Origin of the sequence: Pseudomonas sp. AF32 (assembly GCF_022342325.2) — a bacterium.
In the GTDB taxonomy this organism is placed as follows: Bacteria; Pseudomonadota; Gammaproteobacteria; order Pseudomonadales; family Pseudomonadaceae; genus Aquipseudomonas; species Aquipseudomonas uvaldensis.
This window is the reverse complement of record NZ_RQJK02000001.1, coordinates 95,437-116,254: the sequence shown is the minus strand read 5'-3', so window position 1 is coordinate 116,254 and position 20,818 is coordinate 95,437. Positions and strand designations below refer to the sequence as shown.

Genomic DNA, 20,818 nt, shown 5'->3' with positions numbered 1-20,818 from the left:
GGGGCTGCGTCGTTTGCTGAGGCACTATCCAACCCACGCGGCACCACGCAACCCTCGGCTATACTCCCCAGCATTTCAAAGTTCCCCGAGGTTTTACTGTGAAGAACTGGACATTGCGCCAACGCATCCTGGCGAGTTTTGCGGTGATCATCGCCATCATGCTGTTGATGGTCGTTGTCTCGTATTCGCGGTTGTTGAAGATCCAGGACAGTGAAGAAAAGGTACGGGCCGATGCGGTTCCGGGCGTGTATTACAGCTCCATGATCCGAGGTGGTTGGGTAGACAGCTATGTGCTGACCCAGCAGATCGTCGGTCTCTCGGGGAACCGGGAGATCACCGCCGAGGACAAGGCCCGTTACCAGGGCTTCGAGCAGCACCTGCGTGAAGAAATACAGCACTATCAAAAGCTGATACAGAACCCGGCCGACCAAGCCTCTTTCGACGAGTTCGAGGCCCAGCACCAGGCATTCGACCAGGCCATGGCGAAAGTGCTGGACCTCTATCAGCGCAAGGACTACGAAGGCGCGCGGCGGACGCTGGACAAAGAGCTGACGCCGGCATGGATCGGCGGCCGCACCCACTTGAATCACATCATCGAGCGTAATCGTGAGCTGGCAGAAAAAGCCACCGAGACCATTGGCGAGGCGGTCTCGGCTGCCAAGGTCGCCATGGGCTTGTCGTTCCTCGTCGCGCTGGTCGTTGCGATCCTTTGCGGCCTGCTGCTGATGCGGGCAATCATGGCGCCCATGAACCGTATCGTGGAAATCCTCGACGTCATGCGCAGCGGTGATCTGAGCGGGCGTCTGAACCTGGCGCGCAAGGACGAATTCGGTGCGGTGGAAACCGGTTTCAACGACATGATGGCCGAGCTGACCTCGCTGGTTTCACAAGCCCAACGCTCGTCCGTGCAGGTCACTACCTCAGTGACGGAGATCGCCGCCACCTCCCGCCAGCAACAGGCCACGGCCACGGAAACCGCCGCCACCACCACGGAAATTGGCGCGACCTCCCGGGAAATCGCCGCCACCTCCCGCGACTTGGTGCGCACCATGACCGAAGTGTCCACCGCCGCCGACCAGGCGTCGGTGGCCGCCGGTTCCGGCCAGCAAGGCCTGGCGCGGATGGAGGAAACCATGCATTCGGTGATGGGCGCCGCCGACCTGGTGAACGCCAAGCTGGCGATCCTCAACGAGAAGGCCGGCAACATCAACCAGGTGGTGACCACTATCGTCAAAGTGGCCGACCAGACCAACCTGCTGTCCCTCAATGCGGCTATCGAGGCCGAAAAAGCCGGCGAGTACGGGCGTGGTTTCGCCGTGGTCGCCACTGAAGTACGGCGGCTGGCCGACCAGACGGCCGTGGCCACCTATGACATCGAACAGATGGTGCGCGAGATCCAGTCCGCCGTGTCGGCGGGTGTGATGGGCATGGACAAGTTCTCCGAAGAGGTGCGCCGTGGCATGGCCGAGGTGCAGCAGGTGGGCGAGCAGTTGTCGCAGATCATCCATCAGGTCCAGGCGCTGGCACCGCGCGTGCTGATGGTCAACGAAGGCATGCAGGCCCAGGCCACCGGCGCCGAGCAGATCAACCACGCCCTGGTGCAACTGGGCGATGCCAGCAGTCAGACCGTCGAGTCCTTGCGCCAGGCCAGTTCAGCCATCGACGAGCTGAGCCAGGTGGCCGTGGGGCTGCGCAGCGGCGTCTCGCGTTTCAAAGTCTGATGAGTGACTTCGAGGCCAGACGTGGCACCGCGCCGGCGGCCCGTCAGATCCTGTTCCTGGTGTTCTGCATCGATAACGAGCGTTACGCCCTGCAAGCCACTGATGTCGTGGAAGTGCTGCCGCGCATGCCCCTCAAGCCGATTGCCCAGGCGCCGGCCTGGGTGGCAGGAGTATTTGCCTGGCGGGGGGCGGTGGTGCCGGTGATCGATCTGCGTAGCCTGACCTTCGGCCAGCGCGCCGAGGCCCGTACCAGCACGCGACTGGTGCTGGTGCATTATCACCCCGATGGACAGCAGACGGGGCAGGTCTTGGGGCTGATCCTTGAACAGGCCACCGACACCTTGCGCTGCGACCCGGCGCAGTTCCAGCCTTATGGCCTGGACAATCGCCAGGCGCCGTACCTGGGGCCGGTGCGCGAAGATGCCCAGGGATTGTTGCAATGGGTACGGGTCGATGACCTGCTCGATGAATCGGTCCGCGCTGTACTGTTTCCCATGCCGCCGCTGAGTCCTGACGTGCTTGAGGCCCGACCATGAGCGATGACCAGCGTTTTTTCGACTTCCTCAGGGAGCGCATCGGCCTGGATGTCGGCTCCGTGGGCAGCGCCATTATCGAACGGGCGGTACGCCAGCGCATCGTTGCCGAGCCTGGGCGTACGGTTGATCAATACTGGCAGTGCCTGCAGCAATCGCCGAAGGAGCAGCAGGCGCTGATCGAAGCGGTAATCGTCCCGGAAACCTGGTTCTTCCGTTACCCGGAATCTTTCGCCACCCTGGCCCGGTTGGCTATCAATCGCCTGGCCGAGATCAGACACCTGCGTGCGCTGCGCATCCTCAGCTTGCCGTGTTCCACGGGTGAAGAACCCTACTCCATTGCCATGGCCCTGCTCGATGCGGGCCTGGAGCCTCATCAGTTCAAAGTCGACGGGCTGGACGTCAGTCCATTGTCGGTAGAGCGAGCCAGGGGGGCGCGTTACGGGAGGAACTCGTTCCGGGGCGCAGACCTGGCTTTTCGCGAGCGATATTTCAGCGCCGATGAGGAAGGCTACCGCCTCGACGAGCGTGTCCGCGAACAGGTGCGCCTGCAAGTGGGTAACCTGCTGGACCCGGCGTTGCTGGTGAATGAGGCCCCGTACGATTTTGTGTTCTGCCGCAATTTGCTGATCTATTTCGACCAGCCGACCCAGCGCCTGGTGTTCGAAGTGCTCAAGCGCCTGACCCACCAGGACGGCGTGTTGTTTATCGGTCCCGCCGAGGGCAGTCTGCTCGGACGGCTGGGCATGCGTTCGATCGGTGTACCCCAATCGTTCGCCTTCAGTCGCCAGGGCGCGCCCGATCCGCAGCCGTTGCCCACGCTGATGCCGACACCGCTTCCGGTTCGTCAGCCTGCCCGAGTCGCTCCCCCGGTTACGCCCCCGGTCGTCCGGCCTCGGCCGTTCATGGCAAGCGTCACCCCCCTTGCCGAGTCCAAAGGCAGTGACGCCGCGACCTTGTTGGCCAATATCGCCACCTTTGCCAACAGCGGCAAAAGCGCCGAGGCCCGTGCGGCCTGCGAGCAGTATCTGCGCAGCCATCCGCCCAAAGCCCAGGTGTTCTATTGGCTGGGCCTGCTCAGCGACATGGCCGGTAGCGCACTCGAAGCCCAGGGTTTCTATCGCAAGGCGCTGTATCTTGAGCCGCAACACGCCGAAGCCCTGGTCCATCTGGCGGCGCTGCTGGCTTCCCAGGGAGACGTGGCCGGAGCCCGTCGATTGCAGGAACGTGCTGCCCGTGGCGGGCGCACGGCTGACAGTGAGCGTAAACAATGAGCGGTTCGGCTTTTCAGAACGTCACCCATGACGACGCCCAGGCTATCGACGATTGCTGGAACCGCATCGGCGTGCATGGCGACAAATCCTGTCCTCTACTGGCCGAACATATCCACTGTCGCAATTGCTCGGTGTACTCGGCGGCCGCAACCCGGCTGCTCGACCGCTATACCTTGCAACAGGATGGTCACGAGCAGGTTCATGATCCGGTGGACACCGATGTCGTCACCCGCTCGTTGCTGATGTTCCGCCTGGGCGAAGAATGGCTGGGCCTGACCACCCGCAGCCTGGTGGAAGTGGCGCCGATGCAACCGATTCATTCATTGCCGCACCAGCGCTCGCGAGCCTTGTTGGGCGTGGCGAATGTACGCGGGGCACTGGTGGCTTGCCTGTCGCTGGTGGAACTGTTGGACCTGGAGCCAGGCTCGGCGGTTGTGCCTGGCGCACGGGTCATGCCGCGCATGCTGATTGTCGCAGCCCAGGGTGGGCCGGTGGTGGTGCCGGTGGATGAAGTGGACGGCATTCATGCCATCGATGAACGCATCCTGGCGGCGGCGTCGCCATCGGACGACACGTACACCCGCGGCGTGTTGCCTTTCAGGGGGCGCAGCCTGCGTTGGCTGGACGAGGAACACTTGTTGAGCGCCATGGCCCGGAGCCTGTCATGACCCCCGATCAGATGCGCGATGCCTCGTTGCTGGAACTGTTCAGCCTGGAAGCCGAAGCCCAGGTCCAGGTGCTGATCGCCGGTCTGCTGGCCCTGGAACGCGACCCGACCCAGGCCGACCACCTCGAATCCTGCATGCGTGCGGCTCACTCGCTCAAGGGGGCGGCGCGCATCGTCGGGGTCGACGCCGGTGTCAGTGTGGCGCACGTCATGGAAGATTGCCTGGTGGGAGCCCAGGAGCGTCGCCTGGTATTGGGTGCCGAACACATCGATGCCTTGCTGCGAGGCACTGATTTGCTGACGCGTATCGCGACACCGGGCCACGATGTCGGCGCCGCGGACGTCGATGCCTACGTGGCGATGATGACGCGTCTGCTCGATCCGGACGCGGTGCCGCTTCCGGCGGTAATGGCGTCGGCAAAGATCGAGGCACCCATCGAACCGATTCGTGTCGAGGTGCCCGAAACTGCGCCCGATGTGCCAGGGGAACCGGCCCCCCGGAACAGGCGGATCACCGACAGTGGTGAGCGGGTTCTGCGGGTCACGGCTGAGCGCCTCAACAGCTTGCTGGACCTGTCGAGCAAATCCCTGGTTGAAACTCAGCGCCTCAGACCCTGGCTGGCAACGATGCAGCGGCTCAAGCGTCAGCAGGACAATGGTTTGCGTGCTCTGGAAGAGCTGAATGTGCACCTCAAGGACCACGCCTTGAGCCTTCAGGCCCAGGAGGCTCTGGGGGACGCCCGGCGCCTGCTGGCCGAGACCCAACTGTCGCTGGCACAGAAAATAGCCGAGCTGGACGAATTCGCCTGGCAGGCCAGCCAACGGGCGCAAGTGCTGTACGACACGGCGCTGGCCTGTCGTATGCGACCCTTTGCCGATGTGCTGTCGGGCCAGGCGCGTATGGTGCGCGACCTGGGCCGCAGCTTGGGCAAGCAGGCGCGCCTTGAGATAGAAGGCGAAAAAACCCAGGTCGACCGCGACGTCCTGGAAAAGCTCGAAGCGCCGTTGACCCACTTGCTGCGTAACGCGGTGGACCATGGCATCGAATCCCCGGATCAGCGATTGCTGGCGGGCAAGCCCGCCGAAGGCCTGATCCGCCTGCGCGCTTCCCATCAGGCTGGCCTGCTGGTCCTTGAACTGTCGGACGATGGCGCCGGCGTCGACCTGGAACGGGTACGCCGTAGCGTCGTCGCGCGCGGCCTTTCTCCTGAGCACACCGCTGCCAGCTTGAGCGAAGAAGAACTGTTGGCATTCCTGTTCCTGCCCGGCTTCAGCCTGCGGGACAAGGTCACCGAAGTCTCCGGGCGTGGCGTCGGCCTGGACGCCGTCCAGCATATGGTCCGGCAGTTGCGCGGGGCGGTGGTGCTGGAGCAGACGGCGGGCGAGGGCAGTCGTTTCCACCTCGAGGTGCCGTTGACGCTTTCGGTGGTGCGCAGCCTGGTCGTGGAAGTCGGTGCCGAAGCCTATGCCTTTCCCCTGGCGCATATCGAACGCATGTGCGACCTGGCGCCGGAAGACATCGTGCAGGTCGAAGGGCGCCAGCATTTCTGGCACGAGGGCCGCCACGTCGGGCTGGTCGCCGCCAGCCAGTTGCTTGATCGCCCGGCCACGCAGAGCAGCGGCCAGACCCTCAAGGTGGTGGTGATTCGCGAGCGGGATACGATCTACGGGGTGGCGGTGGAACGGTTCATCGGCGAACGGACCCTGGTGGTCCTGCCGCTGGACGAGCGTCTGGGCAAGGTCCAGGACATTTCCGCCGGAGCGCTGCTGGACGACGGCTCGGTCGTGCTGATCATCGACGTGGAAGACCTCTTGCGTTCGGTAGACAAGCTGCTCGATACCGGTCGCCTGGAACGCATTGCCCGCCAGGACCGGACTCAAGCCCCCCGCAAGCGGATCCTGGTGGTGGACGACTCCCTGACCGTGCGAGAGTTGCAGCGCAAACTGCTGCTCAATCGCGGCTATGACGTCGCCGTGGCGGTGGACGGCATGGACGGCTGGAACGCGCTACGCTCTGAGGCGTTCGACCTGCTGATCACCGACATCGACATGCCGCGCATGGATGGCATCGAGCTGGTGACACTGCTGCGACGCGACAACCGCCTGCAATCGCTACCGGTGATGGTGGTGTCCTACAAAGACCGCGAAGAAGACCGCCGCCGTGGTCTGGATGCAGGGGCCGACTATTATCTGGCCAAGGCGAGCTTTCATGACGACGCCTTGCTCGATGCCGTGGTCGAACTGATCGGAGGGGCACGTACTTGAAGATCGCCATCGTCAATGACATGCCCCTGGCGGTCGAGGCCCTGCGCCGCGCGCTGGCGTTCGAGCCGGCTCATCAACTGGTCTGGGTGGCCGCCAATGGCGCCGAGGCGGTGCAGCGCTGTGCCGAATACACCCCCGATCTGATCCTGATGGATTTGCTCATGCCGATCATGGATGGCGTGGAGGCCACGCGCCGGATCATGGCCGAAACCCCCTGCGCCATCCTGATCGTCACCGGCGACAGCCAGCAGAACGTCCACCGGGTGTTCGAAGCCATGGGCAATGGCGCGCTGGACGTGGTCGATACACCGGCCCTGGGTGTCGGCAATCCCGAAGACGCGGCGGCACCCTTGCTGCGCAAAATCACCAACATCGGCTGGTTGATCGGCGAGCGCGGTCACCGTGAGCGTCCCGCACCGTCGGCCCAGCGCGCCGCTGCGTCTCGCAAGAGCCTGGTAGCCATCGGTTCATCGGCGGGCGGGCCGGCGGCGCTGGAAGTCTTGCTCAAGGCGTTGCCGCGGCACTTCGCCCCGGCCATCGTCCTGGTCCAGCACGTGGACGAGGTTTTTGCCGCGGGCATGGCCGAATGGCTGAGCAGTGTGTCCGGCCACAAGGTCCGCCTGGCACGACACGGCGAATCGCCGCAAAATGGCACGGTGCTACTGGCCGGTACCAACCATCACCTGCGCCTGTTGAAGGACGGCACCCTGGCGTACACCGCCGAGCCGGTGAACGAAATCTACAGGCCGTCCATCGATGTGTTTTTCGAGAGTGTCGCCAACTTCTGGAACGGTGATGCGGTGGGTATCCTGCTCACCGGCATGGGCCGCGATGGTGCGCAAGGGCTTAAACTGATGCGCCAGCAGGGCTGCGTGACCATCGCTCAAGACCAGCGAAGCAGTGCGGTGTACGGCATGCCCAAGGCGGCGGCGGCCATTGACGCGGCGACGCAGATTCTTGCCCTGGACGCCATAGCCCCCCGCTTGGTAGAGATTTTTGCAAAATGACAATCCCAGCAGTCCTGGCCCAGGCCGCACTCAGGTGAGCCCCATGAATGAATTACAGCTCGACGATTTCAAGCGCGATGAAAACGCCGCGATGGTCCTGCTCGTCGACGACCAGGCGATGATCGGCGAGGCGGTGCGGCGTGGGCTTTCGAATGAAAATAACATCGACTTCCACTTCTGCTCCGACCCGCACCAGGCCATCGCCCATGCCGTTCGCATCAAGCCGACGGTGATTCTGCAAGACCTGGTGATGCCCGGTCTCGATGGCCTGAGCCTGGTGCGCGAATACCGTAACCATCCGGCGACCCGCGATATCCCGATCATCGTCCTGTCTACCAAGGAAGACCCGCTGGTCAAAAGTGCGGCGTTCGCCGCCGGGGCCAACGACTATCTGGTCAAATTGCCGGACAACATCGAACTGGTGGCGCGTATCCGCTATCACTCGCGCTCCTACATGATGCTGTTGCAACGCGACGCGGCCTACCGCGCCCTGCGGGTCAGCCAGCAGCAATTGCTCGACACCAACCTGGTGCTGCAAAGGTTGATGAATTCCGATGGCCTGACCGGATTGTCCAACCGCCGGCATTTCGACGAATACCTGGAACTTGAATGGCGGCGGGCGATGCGGGACCAATCCCAGCTGTCGCTGTTGATGATCGACGTGGATTACTTCAAATCCTACAACGACAACTTCGGCCATCTGGACGGTGACGAAGCCTTGCGCAAAGTCGCCGCGGCGATCCGCGAGGCGTGCAGCCGTCCGTCCGACCTGCCGGCCCGTTATGGCGGCGAGGAGTTCGCCCTGGTGCTGCCCGGCACGGCATCCGGCGGCGCCCGGTTGATGGCCGAGAAACTGCGCCAGAGTGTCGTAGCCCTGAAAATCCCCCACGCCACCCCTGACGGCGGCGAGAACCTGACCATCAGCATTGGCGTCTCGACCGTGACCCCGCAGCAGGGCGGCGATTGCCGGCAACTGATCTCGGCGGCGGACAAGGGCCTGTACATGGCCAAGCACAGTGGGCGTAACCGGGTCGGGGTGGAATAACCCCCATATTTTCGAGGATGCTACCTGTGGCGAGGGGATTTATCCCCGCTGGGCTGCGAAGCGGCCCCAAAACCAGGCGACTCGGTGTGTCAGGAACCATTGAATCGTCGATTTAGGGTCTGCTGTGCAGGCCAGTGGGGATAAATCCCCTCGCCACAGGAACTGCATAGGGACTGCACATTGGTGCTCCCGAAGCCGCCAGGCGGGCTGCCGTCGACGCTTGATTACGTTATACTCGCCGGCTTTCAAAAGTTCGCCAACGAGTGTTGCCCGCCATGGAAATCAACCCGATCCTGAACACTATCAAGGACCTGTCCGAGCGCTCCGAAACTATTCGGGGGTATCTTTGACTACGATCAAAAGCATGAGCGTCTGACCGAAGTCAATCGCGAGCTTGAAGATCCGAGTGTCTGGAACAAGCCTGAGTACGCCCAGGAACTGGGCCGCGAGCGCGCCGCGCTGGCGCAGATCGTCGAGACCCTGGACGAATTGTCCGGTGGCCTGGCCGATTGTCGCGACTTGCTGGACATGGCCGTCGAAGAAAACGACGAAGGCGCGGTCGGTGACGTGGTCGCCGAACTGGACCGCCTCGGCGAGTCCCTGGCCAAGCTGGAATTCCGCCGCATGTTCAGCGGCGAAATGGACATGAACAACGCCTACCTGGACATCCAGGCCGGTTCCGGCGGTACCGAAGCCCAGGACTGGGCCAACATCCTGCTGCGCATGTACCTGCGCTGGGCCGATAAACGCGGTTTCGACGCAACCATCATGGAACTGTCGGCCGGTGAAGTCGCCGGGATCAAGGGCGCCACCGTGCACATCAAGGGCGAATACGCCTTTGGCTGGTTGCGCACCGAGATCGGCGTGCACCGCCTGGTGCGCAAGAGTCCGTTCGACTCCGGCAACCGTCGCCACACCTCGTTCTCGGCGGTGTTCGTTTCCCCGGAAATCGACGACAAGGTGGAAATCGAGATCAACCCGGCGGACCTGCGCATCGACACCTATCGTTCTTCGGGCGCCGGTGGCCAGCACGTCAACACCACCGACTCGGCCGTACGGATCACCCACGTACCGACCAACACCGTGGTCAGCTGCCAGAACGAACGCTCCCAGCACGCCAACAAAGACACCGCGATGAAGATGCTCCGGGCCCGCCTGTACGAGCAGGAGATCCAGAAGCGCAACGCGGCGTCCCAGGCGCTGGAAGACAGCAAGTCCGACATCGGTTGGGGTCATCAGATCCGTTCCTATGTCCTCGATGCCTCGCGCATCAAGGATCTGCGCACCAACATCGAACGCAGTGACTGCGACAAGGTGCTCGACGGCGACATCGACGAATACCTGGAAGCGAGCCTCAAACAAGGGCTGTAACGCGACACCCATGCGGCGGGCGGGCACGCTTTCATGAAAGCGCGGCCCCGGCCGGTGGCAACGAACCTGTGATGGAAACCTTAAAGACATGAGCGACCTAGAACTCGACCCGCAAGCCCTGCAACAGGAAGAAAACTCCCTGATCGCCCTGCGCAAGGAAAAGCTTGCTGCCGAGCGTGCCAAGGGCCAGGCCTTCCCCAACGACTTCCGCCGCGATGCCTATTGCGACGTGTTGCAGAAGACGTACGCGGACAAGACCAAGGAAGAGCTGGCCGAGGCCGCGATTCCGGTCAAGGTGGCCGGTCGCATCATGCTCAATCGCGGTTCGTTCATGGTGATTCAGGACATGACCGGGCGCATCCAGGTCTACGTCAACCGCAAGACCCTGCCGGAAGAAACCCTGGCGGCGGTCAAGACCTGGGACCTGGGCGACATCATTGCCGCCGAGGGCACCCTGGCCCGCTCCGGCAAGGGTGACCTGTACGTTGAAATGACCGACGTGCGCCTGCTGACCAAATCCCTGCGCCCGCTGCCGGACAAGCACCACGGCCTGACCGACACCGAACAACGCTACCGTCAGCGCTACGTCGACCTGATCGTCAACGAAGACGTACGTCAGACCTTCCGCGTGCGTTCGCAGGTCATTGCGCACATCCGCAGCTTCCTGATGAAGCGCGACTTCCTGGAAGTCGAGACGCCGATGCTGCAGACCATTCCCGGCGGCGCGGCGGCCAAGCCGTTCGAAACCCACCACAATGCCCTGGACATGGAAATGTTCCTGCGTATCGCGCCGGAGCTGTACCTCAAGCGCCTGGTGGTCGGTGGGTTTGAAAAGGTCTTCGAGATCAACCGCAACTTCCGTAACGAAGGCGTTTCGACCCGGCACAACCCCGAGTTCACCATGCTCGAGTTCTACCAGGCCTACGCCGATTACGAAGACAACATGGACCTGACCGAGGAGTTGTTCCGCGAACTGGCGCAGCTGGTGCTCGGCACCACCGACGTGCCTTACGGCGACAAGGTGTTCCACTTCGGTGAGCCGTTCGCGCGCCTGTCGGTGTTCGACTCGATCCTTAAGTACAACCCTGAATTGACCGCCGATGATCTCAACGACATCGACAAGGCGCGTGCAATTGCCAAGAAAGCCGGTGCGAAGGTGCTGGGCTTCGAAGGCCTGGGCAAGCTGCAGGTGATGATTTTCGAAGAGCTGGTCGAGCACAAGCTGGAACAGCCGCACTTCATCACCCAGTACCCGTTCGAAGTCTCGCCGCTGGCCCGTCGCAACGACGAGAACCCGAACGTGACCGACCGTTTCGAGCTGTTCATTGGCGGCCGCGAAATCGCCAATGCCTACTCCGAGCTCAATGATGCCGAAGACCAGGCCGAGCGTTTCATGGCCCAGGTGGCCGACAAGGACGCCGGCGACGACGAAGCCATGCACTACGATGCCGATTTCGTCCGGGCACTTGAATACGGCATGCCGCCGACCGCCGGTGAAGGCATCGGTATCGATCGCCTGGTGATGTTGCTGACCAACTCGCCGTCGATCCGGGATGTCATTCTCTTCCCGCACATGCGGCCCCAAGCGTAAGTGCTTCAATTAAAAAGCCGCCTATCACAGGCGGCTTTTTAATGCCTGTCTGGTACAAACGTATCAATTGGTTACTTTTGAAATAGCGAGGAAAGACCTGTCGTGAATCGTGCAATGGTTCAAGAAGGTGCAGCGGGCGTCGCCACCGCTGTGGCTGAAAGTGTTCAGTACCAGGGCCGCAAGGCCAGCCGACAGGGCAGTGAACAGCGTCGCCAGGAGATTCTCGACGCGGCCATGCGCATTGTCGTGCGCGATGGCGTGCGAGCGGTACGACACCGGGCGGTGGCCGCCGAGGCGGGCGTGCCACTGTCGGCCACCACATACTATTTCAAGGACATCGATGATCTGCTCACCGATACTTTCGCCCAGTATGTGGAACGCAGCGCGGCGTTCATGGCCAAGCTGTGGGCCAACAATGAGGGATTGCTGCGCGAAATGGTCGCCTACGGGGACGGGAGCCCCGAGTCCCGTTCACAGCTGGCAGACGACATTGCCCGGATGACCGCCGATTATGTGCAGCACCAATTACATAGTCGACGCGACTATCTGATGGCCGAGCAGGCCTTTCGCCAGGAGGCGCTGCTCAACCCGCGCCTGGCGGAATTGGTGCGTTCCCACCAGCAGATTCTGTTGCACGGTACCTGCCAGTTTTTCCAGGTGCTGGGCTCCCGTGAGCCGCAGCAGGATGCCAAAGTGTTGACGGCCATTATCGGACGGATGGAATATCAGGGCTTGCTCAATGGCGCCGAGCCCGTCGCAGATGAGGATATGCTCGGCATTTTGACCCGCTATATGCACTTGGTATTGGCGTCGGTGTAACTCATTTTTGTGGGTCACCACTGTCCTTGTGGCGAGGGGATTTATCCCCGCTGGGGCGCGCAGCGGCCCTGAAACCCTACAACTCGGTGCCTCAGGCAGACCGAGTTGAAGGGTTTGGGTCTGCTGCGCAGCCCAACGGGGATAAATCCCCTCGCCACAGGGGACCAAGCGTCGCCTGCCATAGGGAGTTCAAATGAAAGCCTGGCGTGCCGTTGTACTGGCCGTGTCGTTGCTGCTGCTCAGTGGCTGCCTGGTATCCTTCACGGCGCCGTTGCCCGACAGCGAAGCTGCGCCCGAAGGCCTGCTCGGGCATTGGACCAGTACCAACGCCTGGGGCGAGCCGTTGAACCTGGAGTTGACGAAAGTCGGCAAGCACCGCTACCAGGCCATCACTTACTTCCGGGCTCGGCCCCATGAGCGCGAAGCCATTCCCCTGACCGTCTCCCGTCACGGCAGCCGCTGGTACTTGTCGGCCAAGGTGCCGGCCCGATACGGCGGGCATTTTGTCATCGCCGGATTCGAGCTGACCGACAAGCAGGAGCTGGTGGTCTACAACCTGGACATCGAACAGATCAATCAGGCCATCGGCCAGAAGCTTCTCAGCGGCCAGTCGAACCACAGCGAAGAGGGAGAGGGTGTGCTGGTGGACAGCGACATGCGCAAGGTCTTCAGTTACCTCGACGACCCGGCCAATTCCGACGTGTTCTCGGAGGCTGTGCGCTATCAACGGCTCAAGGCCCAATAACAGTATTCAACGGACGTTTTTATCAGGAGTTTCGGGTGGACGATTACCAGCAGACGATACGCACCTTGTCCGATCGCATAGTGCTGGCGCAAACGCCGATTCGCATTCTCGACGCGGTGAAGTGGGACGAGAACATCCGCAAGGGTTTTCTCAAGGCCAAGGGCAAGGAACTGCCCGCCGTGGACCGCGATTATTACCTCAACCGACCGTTGTCCTTCGACTCCAGCGGGGTGAAGCTGGAATTCCAGAACATCGAACGGGACATTACCCGTCAGCTCGGGCAGTTCAACCCGGTCGGCCAGATCATGCGTCGCATGTGCAAGGAATACCGCATGGTGGTGCGCATGCTCGAGGCCCGCGGCACCGAGGATTTCGGATTGATTTCCCAGGAACTGTACGGCGCCGCGTCCGACGCCTTCCATGCCGGTGACCCGACCCTGTCCGACCTGGGCCTGATGCTGTCCGATTACCTCAACAACATCGATGGCCGTGGGGATCTAAAGGACGAGCCAAAAATCCTCAGTGCCAAGGACGCGGTCAACCTGTTGCAGCACCGGCTCAATCGGGTGTTCGGCGAGGCCGAGGAAACCATCCGGGTGTTCGAGTCCGATGGCATCGTCGCCGACGCAGCGGCGGGCGCCGACTACATCAAGATCCGTACCGATGCGATGTTCAACGAGCGCGACGTGCGAGCCCTTGAGGTCCATGAGGGCCTGGTCCACGTCGGGACGACTCTCAATGGCTTGAACCAGCCGATCTGCACCTTCCTGTCCAAGGGGCCGCCCTCGTCCACGGTGACCCAGGAAGGCCTGGCGATCCTGATGGAAATCATTACGTTCGCCTCCTACCCGAGCCGCCTGCGCAAACTCACCAACCGCACCCGGGCGATCCATATGGTGGAAGAGGGCGCCGATTTCCTCCAGATCTTCGAATTCTTCCGCGAGCAGGGTTTTGAGATGGCTGAAAGCTACGGCAACGCCAGTCGGGTTTTCCGTGGCTCGGTGCCGACCGGTCTGCCATTCACCAAAGATTTGTCCTACCTCAAGGGCTTCATCATGGTTTACAACTACATTCAGTTGGCCGTGCGCAAGGGCAAGCTGGAGCAAGTGCCGCTGCTGTTCTGCGGCAAGACCACTCTGGAGGACATGCGTACCCTGCGGCAACTGGTGGATGAAGGCCTGGTCGTGCCGCCCAAGTACCTGCCCGATCAGTTCCGCGACATGAATGCGTTGTCGGCATGGATGTGCTTCTCCAACTTCCTGAACCATCTGAGCCTGGACCGGATCGAAGCGGATTATTCCAATATCCTTTGAGTCACCCCAACCCCCTGTGGGAGCGGGCTTGCTCGCGAAGGTGGTGTGTCAGTCGATACATAGGTCACTGACTTAGCGCATTCGCGAGCAAGCCCGCTCCCACAGGGACCGTGTTTCAACTTCAAGTGTTACGAGGCTTCACCGGATGCGAACCCTCGGCATCATCTGCCTGCTGTTGGCCCTGAGCGGTTGCAGTTCCCTGCTGTTCTACCCCGAGCGCGGCCAGCCCTTCACCCCGGAGCGGGCCCGGCTCGATTACCGTGACGTCACGCTGACTACCGCGGATGGCCTGCGGCTCCACGGCTGGTGGCTGCCCGTCAGGAAAGGCGTCGAGGTCAAGGGGACGGTGCTGCACTTGCACGGCAACGGCGGCAACCTGTCCTGGCACCTCGGTGGCAGCTGGTGGCTGCCGGAGCAGGGCTATCAGGTTCTGATGGTCGACTATCGGGGATATGGCTTGTCCGAAGGCGAGCCGAGCCTGCCGGCGATTTATCAGGACATCGACGCGGCGTTCAAGTGGCTCGACCAGTCACCCGAGGTCCAGGGCAAGCCGCTGGTGCTGCTTGGCCAGAGCCTGGGCGGTGCGTTGGCGGTGCACTATCTGGTCGAACATCCGCAGCGCCAACGGCAACTCAAAGCGTTGGTGCTCGATGGTGTGCCTGCCAGCTATCGCGATGTCGGGCGTTTCGCCTTGAGCACGTCATGGCTGACCTGGACGTTCCAGGTGCCGCTGTCCTGGCTGGTGCCTGACGGCGACAGTGCAATCGGCTCGATCGCGCAACTGATCGATGTACCGAAACTGATCTACCACAGCCTCGATGACCCGATCGTGCCGCTTTCCAATGGCATCCGCTTGTATCAAGCTGCACCGCCGCCGCGGGTCCTGCAACTGACCCGCGGCGGCCACGTGCAGACGTTCGCCGACCCGACCTGGCGTACGGTGATGCTGCGTTACCTCGACGATCCCCGACATTTCGACGGCCTGCGCCGTCTGGGCGAAGTCCCGAATTATCCGAAAACATCCGTTGAAACTCCTGAGAGCCCGCAATGAGCGAAGAACGTAACGCCATTCCCCTGATCATCACCGGTATCTGCAGCATCCTTGGCACCGTCGCGGTGCTTTGGTACTACGGCTACCTGCACTTCGCCAAGCCCGAGGATGCGTTGCTGCTCAACGAATTCACCATGCTCAAGACCGTGCCGGGCGAAGACTACAAAGTCTCCCTGGAGCCGGCGCCCCAGGTGGCCCAGTGCATCGACGGCGTGCTGGTGCTGTTCGATACCGAACAGAAAGGCCTGACCGGTGTGTTGGTCAACGACAAGAAACGCGCTGTGCGGTGCATGGGACAAGAGACGCCGCAGAAGCTCCAACCGTAACTCAACCCTCTCTAATGTGGGAGCGGGCTTGCTCGCGAAGGCGGTGGATCAGTCGACATCATCGTTAACTGACACACCGCTTTCGCGAGCAAGCCCGCTCCCACATTGGCCGAGGTGCAGCTAATAAAGAGCCCCGCCTGATGCAGTCAGGCGGGGCTTTTTCGTGGCATTCAACCCATCAGTTGGCGCTCAGGCTCGAGCGCGGTGCCACAGGCTGGTTGTCGTTGGAAATGGTCACTTCCACCCGACGGTTCATGGCGCGGCCCGAGACGCTGGTGTTGTCGGCGACCGGGAATTCCTTGCCATAACCCTGGGTCACGATGCGGGCCGGGTCGACGCCCATTTTCACCAGTGCGGTGCGCACGGAGCTGGCGCGACGCTCGGACAGCGACTGGTTGTAGGAGTCCGAACCGGTGCTGTCGGTGTAACCCTCGATGATCACCTTGCGGTCCGGGTTTTCCTGGAGGAACTGCGCCAGTTTGTTCACGTTGGCCACGCCGTTTGCGCGCAGGTCGGACTTGTTGGTGGCAAACAGCACGTCGCCGAATGTCACGACCGTACCGCGCTCAGTCTGCTTGGCGTTGAGGCTGTCCTGCAGTTGCTTGATCTGGGCGTTGCGAGCTTCAAGCAAAGCGCGGGCGCGTTCGTCGCCGGCATTTTTCAGTTCGGCTTCGGCGGTGCGCAGGGCGATGGTCTGCTTGGCCACTTCAACGCGCTGGTTGGTCAGGTAGGCCAGTTGGTCGACCTTGGCTTCGTCTTCCTTGTCCAGATAGGCCTTGTCGGCCTTGGCCAGGAAATCGGCAGCGTCCTTGGTTTCCAGTGCAGCGACCTTGGTCGCCGCCGGGTCGGCCTGCAGGCCGTTGTAGTTGGTACGGGCCTGCTCCAGGTTCACGTTAGGGTCGGTGGAGCAAGCGGCCAGCGAAACACAGGCAGCGAGCAGGGCGGGCATCATCAAATGTTTGTGCATCATAGTCTGTCGTCCTTTTATCAATAACAGTGGTCGCGGCATGAATGGCTTACTGAATCTTGTTCATGCCTTCCTGACGCAACTCCTGAACCCCTTTCTGGGAATCCTTGAGAGCCTGTTCAGCCTTGGCGGCTTGGGCCTTGCGCTCGGCTACGCGTGCGTCCCACTCGGCCTGTTCGGCCAGACGCTTGGCTTCGGCGTAGTTTTTGTCGTGCATGGCGATCTCGGCCTGCTTGAGCTTGTCCTGGGCGGACTTCATTTCCACGGCGGCGAATTCGGTACCGCCGGCGCTGACGGCGCTGTTGACCGCCGATTGCGTCACCGCGTACTGCTCCGACGGTGGATTTCCGGCACAACCGGCCAGGATGAAGCTGCTACCGATGGCCAGGGCGGCCAATTTCAGGCCGCGCAGGCCATTGGCTGAGGGTTTGGCAGTGCAGGTATTCATAGGCTTCAACTCCATTGGAAAACTCCTGAGAAAACTACAAATCCATGCTGAAACGCCAAGCCTGGCGTCTGTTTTTACGGGGGGCCAGGGCGCGTTTATTTAAACAACCGTTCCAGTATGGTTATTCGGTGTGACACAGGGCGTTTTTCAAAAGTTCAGCAAAGATGGCCAATCGCCAAAAAGTATTGCTGACCGATCGGTCAAGGTGAAAAAAGCTGAACTTTCAAGGCGCGCAGCGGTATTCCCAGCGCCAAATGACGGCGCTGGGAAGCGGTACGGAAGGAGGATGTGTCAGTGCTTCGACTTGTCGTTCTGCGACGAAAGCTGATGCAGATGGCGGCGGGAAAGGGCGAGGAATCGCGGCGTAGGACCGACGTCTTCGTACAGCGGGTCGCCTTCTTCGTCGGTGGCGACCACTTGTGAACCCTTGACGTACGGGAAGCTCGCTTCCAGTTCTTCCAGGGCTGCCCCGATCAGTTCGCCGAGCAATTCTTCGGGCTGGCGTTTGGGGTACATATCGCAGATCGCCGCCAGGCGTGCGGCGGCTTCTACATCCAGATGAATCGTGTAGCCGGTCTGGGTCAGGTGGCCCTTGGCGTTTTCTTCCCAGTGCTGGGCAAGCTCACGGATTTTCATGATGACCTCAATCAGTCTGCTCGTGGCAGGCGCGGTGAACGGCAAGCCGTCGTGTGGCTTACTCATGAGACTAGCTTTGCCCTACAAGGTTTAAAGACCCTTCGTCGCTTGTCATAAACGACTGGCATCGGCACTCTCTAACTCATGTGTCTAACCCGATAGCTGTCCGGACCTTTTTGCTGGAGAACTGCTGATGACCGATATCGATGCACGCTTGCGCGAGGATGTTCACCTGCTTGGCGAGTTGTTGGGCAACACCATTCGCGAACAGTACGGGGATCGGTTTCTCGACAAGATCGAGCAGATTCGCAAGGGCGCCAAGGCCGATCGGCGTGGCTCCGCGGATGCCGAACTCAGCGCCAGCCTCAATCAGTTGACCGAGGATGAACTGCTGCCGGTGGCACGGGCGTTCAACCAGTTCCTGAATCTGGCCAACATCGCCGAGCAGTATCAACTGATCCACCGGCGCGACGAATCCAAGCCTGCGCCGTTCGAGGCGCGGGTGTTGCCGGAACTGCTGGCGCGGTTGCGGGCCGAGGGACACAGTGCCGAATCCCTGGCACGGCAATTGGGCCGGCTGGAGATCGAACTGGTCCTCACTGCGCACCCCACGGAAGTGGCCCGCCGTACCCTGATCCAGAAATACGACGCCATCGCCGCGCAACTGGCGGCACAGGATCATCGGGACCTGACCACCGCCGAACGGGCGCAGATTCATCAGCGTCTTCAGCGATTGATCGCCGAAGCCTGGCACACCGAGGAAATCCGCCGTACCCGGCCGACTCCCGTCGATGAAGCCAAGTGGGGCTTCGCCGTGATCGAGCATTCGCTGTGGCACGCCATCCCCAACTATCTGCGCAAGGCCGACCAGGCCCTGCACGCCGCCACCGGCCTGCGCCTGCCATTGGAGGCTGCGCCGGTGCGCTTTGCTTCCTGGATGGGCGGCGACCGCGACGGCAACCCGAATGTCACGGCCGCCGTGACCCGCGAAGTCTTGTTGCTGGCGCGCTGGATGGCGGCCGACCTGTACCTGCGCGACGTCGATCAGCTGGCGGCCGACCTGTCCATGCAAAAGGCCAGCGACGCGTTGCGTGCCCAGGCCGGCGACAGTGCCGAACCTTATCGTGCGGTGCTCAAGCAATTGCGCGAGCGCTTGCGGGCCACGCGCAATTGGGCACAGGCATCGCTCAAAGTCGCTACGCCGGCCCCGGCGGAGGTGTTGCAGAACAACCGCGAGCTGCTCGATCCCCTGGAGCTGTGCTACCAGTCGCTGCATGAGTGCGGCATGGGCGTGATCGCCGACGGGCCGTTGCTCGACTGCCTGCGCCGGGCAGTGACGTTCGGGTTGTTCCTGGTGCGCCTCGATGTGCGTCAGGACTCGACGCGTCATACCGCCGCCATGACCGAAATTACCGATTACCTGGGACTTGGCCGCTACGAGGAATGGGACGAGGAGCAGCGCATCGGCTTCCTGCTGGACGAGCTGAATAACCGTCGCCCGCTGCTGCCGTCCAATTTCAAGCCTTCGGCGGATACGGCGGAAGTCCTGGCGACCTGCCGGGAAGTCGCGGCGGCGCCGGCGGCATCACTGGGGTCGTATGTGATCTCCATGGCTGGCGCGGCTTCCGATGTGCTGGCGGTCCAGCTGCTGTTGAAAGAGGCAGGCGTGTTGCGGCCGATGCGGGTGGTGCCGCTGTTCGAAACCCTGGCGGACCTGGACAACGCCGGGCCGGTGATCGAGCGGTTGTTGCTGTTGCCGGGTTACCGTTCCCGGTTGCAAGGGCCCCAGGAAGTGATGATCGGTTACTCCGATTCGGCCAAGGACGCCGGAACCACGGCGGCGGCCTGGGCCCAATACCGGGCTCAGGAACGGCTGGTGGACATCTGCCGCGAACAGCAAGTCGAATTGCTGCTGTTCCATGGCCGTGGTGGCACCGTGGGGCGTGGGGGCGGCCCGGCACATGCGGCCATCCTGTCGCAGCCGCCAGGATCGGTGGCGGGACGTTTCCGCACCACCGAACAGGGTGAAATGATTCGTTTCAAATTCGGCCTGCCGGACATCGCCGAACAAAACCTCAACCTCTACCTCGCAGCGGTGCTGGAGGCGACCTTGCTGCCACCGCCGCCGCCCACGCCCCAGTGGCGGCACCTGATGGATGAACTGGCGGCCGACGGCGTCAAGGCGTACCGCGCCGTGGTGCGGGAAAACCCGCAGTTCGTCGAGTATTTCCGCCAGTCCACGCCGGAGCAGGAGCTGGGCCGCCTGCCCCTGGGCAGCCGGCCGGCCAAGCGGCGGGCTGGAGGTATCGAAAGCCTGCGGGCGATTCCCTGGATCTTCGGCTGGACCCAGACCCGCCTGATGTTGCCGGCCTGGCTCGGCTGGGAAACCGCCCTGAGCAAGGCGCTGGAGCGTGGCGAGGGTGAGTTGCTGGGGCAGATGCGCGAGCAGTGGCCCTTCTTCCGGACCCGCATCGACATGCTGGAAATGGTGCTGGCCAAGGCGGATGCCGATATCGCGCGCTCCTACGACGAGCGTCTGGTGGAACCGGCACTGCAACCATTGGGTGCGCACTTACGCGACCTATTGTCGCAGGCCTGCTCCGTGGTCCTGGGTTTGACCGGTCAGTCGCAGCTACTGGCACATAGCCCAGAGACACTGGAGTTCATCAGCCTGCGCAACACCTACCTGGACCCGTTGCACCTGTTGCAAGCCGAACTCCTGGCGCGTTCGAGGCAGCAGGACGTTGCCCAGGGCAGCCCCGTGGAACAGGCGTTGTTAGTGTCTGTAGCGGGGATCGCCGCTGGCTTGCGCAACACCGGTTGAGGTCCGTCTGATGTCTTTCCAGGGCACGCCCGCTTTCGCCGGGCAGTGCCTGGCGTGTGCACGATCAGGTCGGCCGGGCGACAGTTTGTTGCCCGGTTGCGACGTTCGCCACCTCATCCAAAGGTCGCGCCGGGCGGGGGTTCCTCCGACTTTCGGCGGCTTGTGTGGGTGGGGCCCGCTGTGTATCTTGAGCAGCCCTTGGCCGTTTGGGCGGC

General features: G+C 62.3%; 18 protein-coding genes. 15 read left to right on the top strand and 3 right to left on the bottom strand.

The features are described 5' to 3' along the window. Window positions 1-98 precede the first annotated feature (98 nt). The 14 genes from EGM97_RS00575 to EGM97_RS00510 all read left to right on the top strand — a co-directional run bounded on the left by EGM97_RS00575 (window position 99) and on the right by EGM97_RS00510 (window position 15,728). A complete protein-coding gene (locus EGM97_RS00575) occupies window positions 99-1,721 on the top strand; it encodes a methyl-accepting chemotaxis protein (RefSeq protein ID WP_238961393.1) in 1,623 nt (540 codons plus the stop codon). Then, window positions 1,721-2,257: a chemotaxis protein CheW gene (locus tag EGM97_RS00570; protein ID WP_238961392.1), complete on the top strand. Its 537-nt coding sequence runs from the start codon at window positions 1,721-1,723 to the stop codon at window positions 2,255-2,257. The genes EGM97_RS00575 and EGM97_RS00570 overlap by 1 nt, the downstream gene beginning before the upstream one ends. Continuing rightward, a complete protein-coding gene (locus EGM97_RS00565) occupies window positions 2,254-3,528 on the top strand; it encodes a CheR family methyltransferase (protein WP_238961391.1) in 1,275 nt (424 codons plus the stop codon). The genes EGM97_RS00570 and EGM97_RS00565 overlap by 4 nt, the downstream gene beginning before the upstream one ends. Then, complete coding sequence (locus EGM97_RS00560; RefSeq protein ID WP_238961390.1) at window positions 3,525-4,196, top strand: chemotaxis protein CheW; 672 nt, start codon at window positions 3,525-3,527, stop codon at window positions 4,194-4,196. The genes EGM97_RS00565 and EGM97_RS00560 overlap by 4 nt, the downstream gene beginning before the upstream one ends. After that, a complete protein-coding gene (locus EGM97_RS00555; protein WP_238961389.1) occupies window positions 4,193-6,460 on the top strand; it encodes a hybrid sensor histidine kinase/response regulator in 2,268 nt (755 codons plus the stop codon). The genes EGM97_RS00560 and EGM97_RS00555 overlap by 4 nt, the downstream gene beginning before the upstream one ends. Beyond that, on the top strand, window positions 6,457-7,467 hold the full coding sequence (gene cheB / locus EGM97_RS00550; RefSeq protein WP_238961388.1) for a chemotaxis response regulator protein-glutamate methylesterase: 1,011 nt from the start codon (window positions 6,457-6,459) through the stop codon (window positions 7,465-7,467). The genes EGM97_RS00555 and cheB overlap by 4 nt, the downstream gene beginning before the upstream one ends. Before the next feature lie 43 nt (window positions 7,468-7,510). Further along, window positions 7,511-8,512: a diguanylate cyclase gene (locus EGM97_RS00545; protein ID WP_238961387.1), complete on the top strand. Its 1,002-nt coding sequence runs from the start codon at window positions 7,511-7,513 to the stop codon at window positions 8,510-8,512. 275 nt (window positions 8,513-8,787) lie between these two features. Then, a protein-coding gene (gene prfB, locus EGM97_RS00540) for a peptide chain release factor 2 (RefSeq protein WP_156315945.1) occupies window positions 8,788-9,883 on the top strand; the annotation gives its coding sequence in 2 pieces (ribosomal slippage) (window positions 8,788-8,859 and window positions 8,861-9,883; 1,095 coding nt in all). A gap of 88 nt (window positions 9,884-9,971) precedes the next feature. After that, window positions 9,972-11,474: a lysine--tRNA ligase gene (gene lysS, locus EGM97_RS00535; RefSeq protein ID WP_053152660.1), complete on the top strand. Its 1,503-nt coding sequence runs from the start codon at window positions 9,972-9,974 to the stop codon at window positions 11,472-11,474. A gap of 102 nt (window positions 11,475-11,576) precedes the next feature. Continuing rightward, entirely contained in the window at window positions 11,577-12,293 is a 717-nt protein-coding gene (locus EGM97_RS00530; RefSeq protein ID WP_238961386.1) for a TetR/AcrR family transcriptional regulator, read from the top strand. Window positions 12,294-12,486: 193 nt separating this feature from the next. Beyond that, complete coding sequence (locus EGM97_RS00525) at window positions 12,487-13,038, top strand: hypothetical protein (RefSeq protein WP_238961385.1); 552 nt, start codon at window positions 12,487-12,489, stop codon at window positions 13,036-13,038. A 35-nt stretch (window positions 13,039-13,073) separates the two neighbouring features. Next, window positions 13,074-14,351 carry a flavohemoglobin expression-modulating QEGLA motif protein gene (locus EGM97_RS00520; protein WP_238961384.1) on the top strand — a complete coding sequence of 426 codons (1,278 nt, stop codon included), beginning with the start codon at window positions 13,074-13,076 and terminating at the stop codon, window positions 14,349-14,351. A 145-nt stretch (window positions 14,352-14,496) separates the two neighbouring features. Then, window positions 14,497-15,402 carry an alpha/beta hydrolase gene (locus EGM97_RS00515; RefSeq protein WP_238961383.1) on the top strand — a complete coding sequence of 302 codons (906 nt, stop codon included), beginning with the start codon at window positions 14,497-14,499 and terminating at the stop codon, window positions 15,400-15,402. Beyond that, window positions 15,399-15,728, top strand: coding sequence for a PA3694 family proteiin (locus EGM97_RS00510; RefSeq protein WP_238961382.1), 330 nt, complete (start codon window positions 15,399-15,401; stop codon window positions 15,726-15,728). The genes EGM97_RS00515 and EGM97_RS00510 overlap by 4 nt, the downstream gene beginning before the upstream one ends. Before the next feature lie 178 nt (window positions 15,729-15,906). Here EGM97_RS00510 and lptF read toward each other — a convergent pair whose 3' ends face one another. The 3 genes from lptF to EGM97_RS00495 form a co-directional block, all read right to left on the bottom strand. Then, window positions 15,907-16,695: a lipotoxin F family OmpA-related lipoprotein LptF gene (gene lptF, locus EGM97_RS00505; RefSeq protein WP_238961629.1), complete on the bottom strand. Its 789-nt coding sequence runs from the start codon at window positions 16,693-16,695 to the stop codon at window positions 15,907-15,909. Between the two features lie 49 nt (window positions 16,696-16,744). Next, window positions 16,745-17,158 (bottom strand): DUF4398 domain-containing protein, encoded by a 414-nt coding sequence (locus tag EGM97_RS00500; RefSeq protein ID WP_238961381.1) that lies wholly within the window; start codon window positions 17,156-17,158, stop codon window positions 16,745-16,747. Between the two features lie 276 nt (window positions 17,159-17,434). Continuing rightward, complete coding sequence (locus tag EGM97_RS00495) at window positions 17,435-17,779, bottom strand: hypothetical protein (RefSeq protein WP_053152674.1); 345 nt, start codon at window positions 17,777-17,779, stop codon at window positions 17,435-17,437. A 193-nt stretch (window positions 17,780-17,972) separates the two neighbouring features. On the opposite strand from EGM97_RS00495, the gene ppc reads away from it, so the two are divergent. Beyond that, window positions 17,973-20,603 (top strand): phosphoenolpyruvate carboxylase, encoded by a 2,631-nt coding sequence (ppc, locus tag EGM97_RS00490; RefSeq protein ID WP_238961380.1) that lies wholly within the window; start codon window positions 17,973-17,975, stop codon window positions 20,601-20,603. Window positions 20,604-20,818: the final 215 nt, after the last annotated feature.

What these genes read in the sequence shown, in the direction of transcription:
- lptF (WP_238961629.1), bottom strand. Translation starts at nt 16,695, where the DNA reads ATGCACAAACATTTGATGATGCCCGCCCTGCTCGCTGCCTGTGTTTCG.
- EGM97_RS00565 (WP_238961391.1), top strand. Translation starts at nt 2,254, where the DNA reads ATGAGCGATGACCAGCGTTTTTTCGACTTCCTCAGGGAGCGCATCGGC.
- EGM97_RS00545 (WP_238961387.1), top strand. Translation starts at nt 7,511, where the DNA reads ATGAATGAATTACAGCTCGACGATTTCAAGCGCGATGAAAACGCCGCG.
- lysS (WP_053152660.1), top strand. Translation starts at nt 9,972, where the DNA reads ATGAGCGACCTAGAACTCGACCCGCAAGCCCTGCAACAGGAAGAAAAC.
- EGM97_RS00560 (WP_238961390.1), top strand. Translation starts at nt 3,525, where the DNA reads ATGAGCGGTTCGGCTTTTCAGAACGTCACCCATGACGACGCCCAGGCT.
- EGM97_RS00495 (WP_053152674.1), bottom strand. Translation starts at nt 17,779, where the DNA reads ATGAAAATCCGTGAGCTTGCCCAGCACTGGGAAGAAAACGCCAAGGGC.
- EGM97_RS00525 (WP_238961385.1), top strand. Translation starts at nt 12,487, where the DNA reads ATGAAAGCCTGGCGTGCCGTTGTACTGGCCGTGTCGTTGCTGCTGCTC.
- EGM97_RS00500 (WP_238961381.1), bottom strand. Translation starts at nt 17,158, where the DNA reads ATGGAGTTGAAGCCTATGAATACCTGCACTGCCAAACCCTCAGCCAAT.
- EGM97_RS00510 (WP_238961382.1), top strand. Translation starts at nt 15,399, where the DNA reads ATGAGCGAAGAACGTAACGCCATTCCCCTGATCATCACCGGTATCTGC.
- EGM97_RS00570 (WP_238961392.1), top strand. Translation starts at nt 1,721, where the DNA reads ATGAGTGACTTCGAGGCCAGACGTGGCACCGCGCCGGCGGCCCGTCAG.
- EGM97_RS00555 (WP_238961389.1), top strand. Translation starts at nt 4,193, where the DNA reads ATGACCCCCGATCAGATGCGCGATGCCTCGTTGCTGGAACTGTTCAGC.
- ppc (WP_238961380.1), top strand. Translation starts at nt 17,973, where the DNA reads ATGACCGATATCGATGCACGCTTGCGCGAGGATGTTCACCTGCTTGGC.
- EGM97_RS00515 (WP_238961383.1), top strand. Translation starts at nt 14,497, where the DNA reads ATGCGAACCCTCGGCATCATCTGCCTGCTGTTGGCCCTGAGCGGTTGC.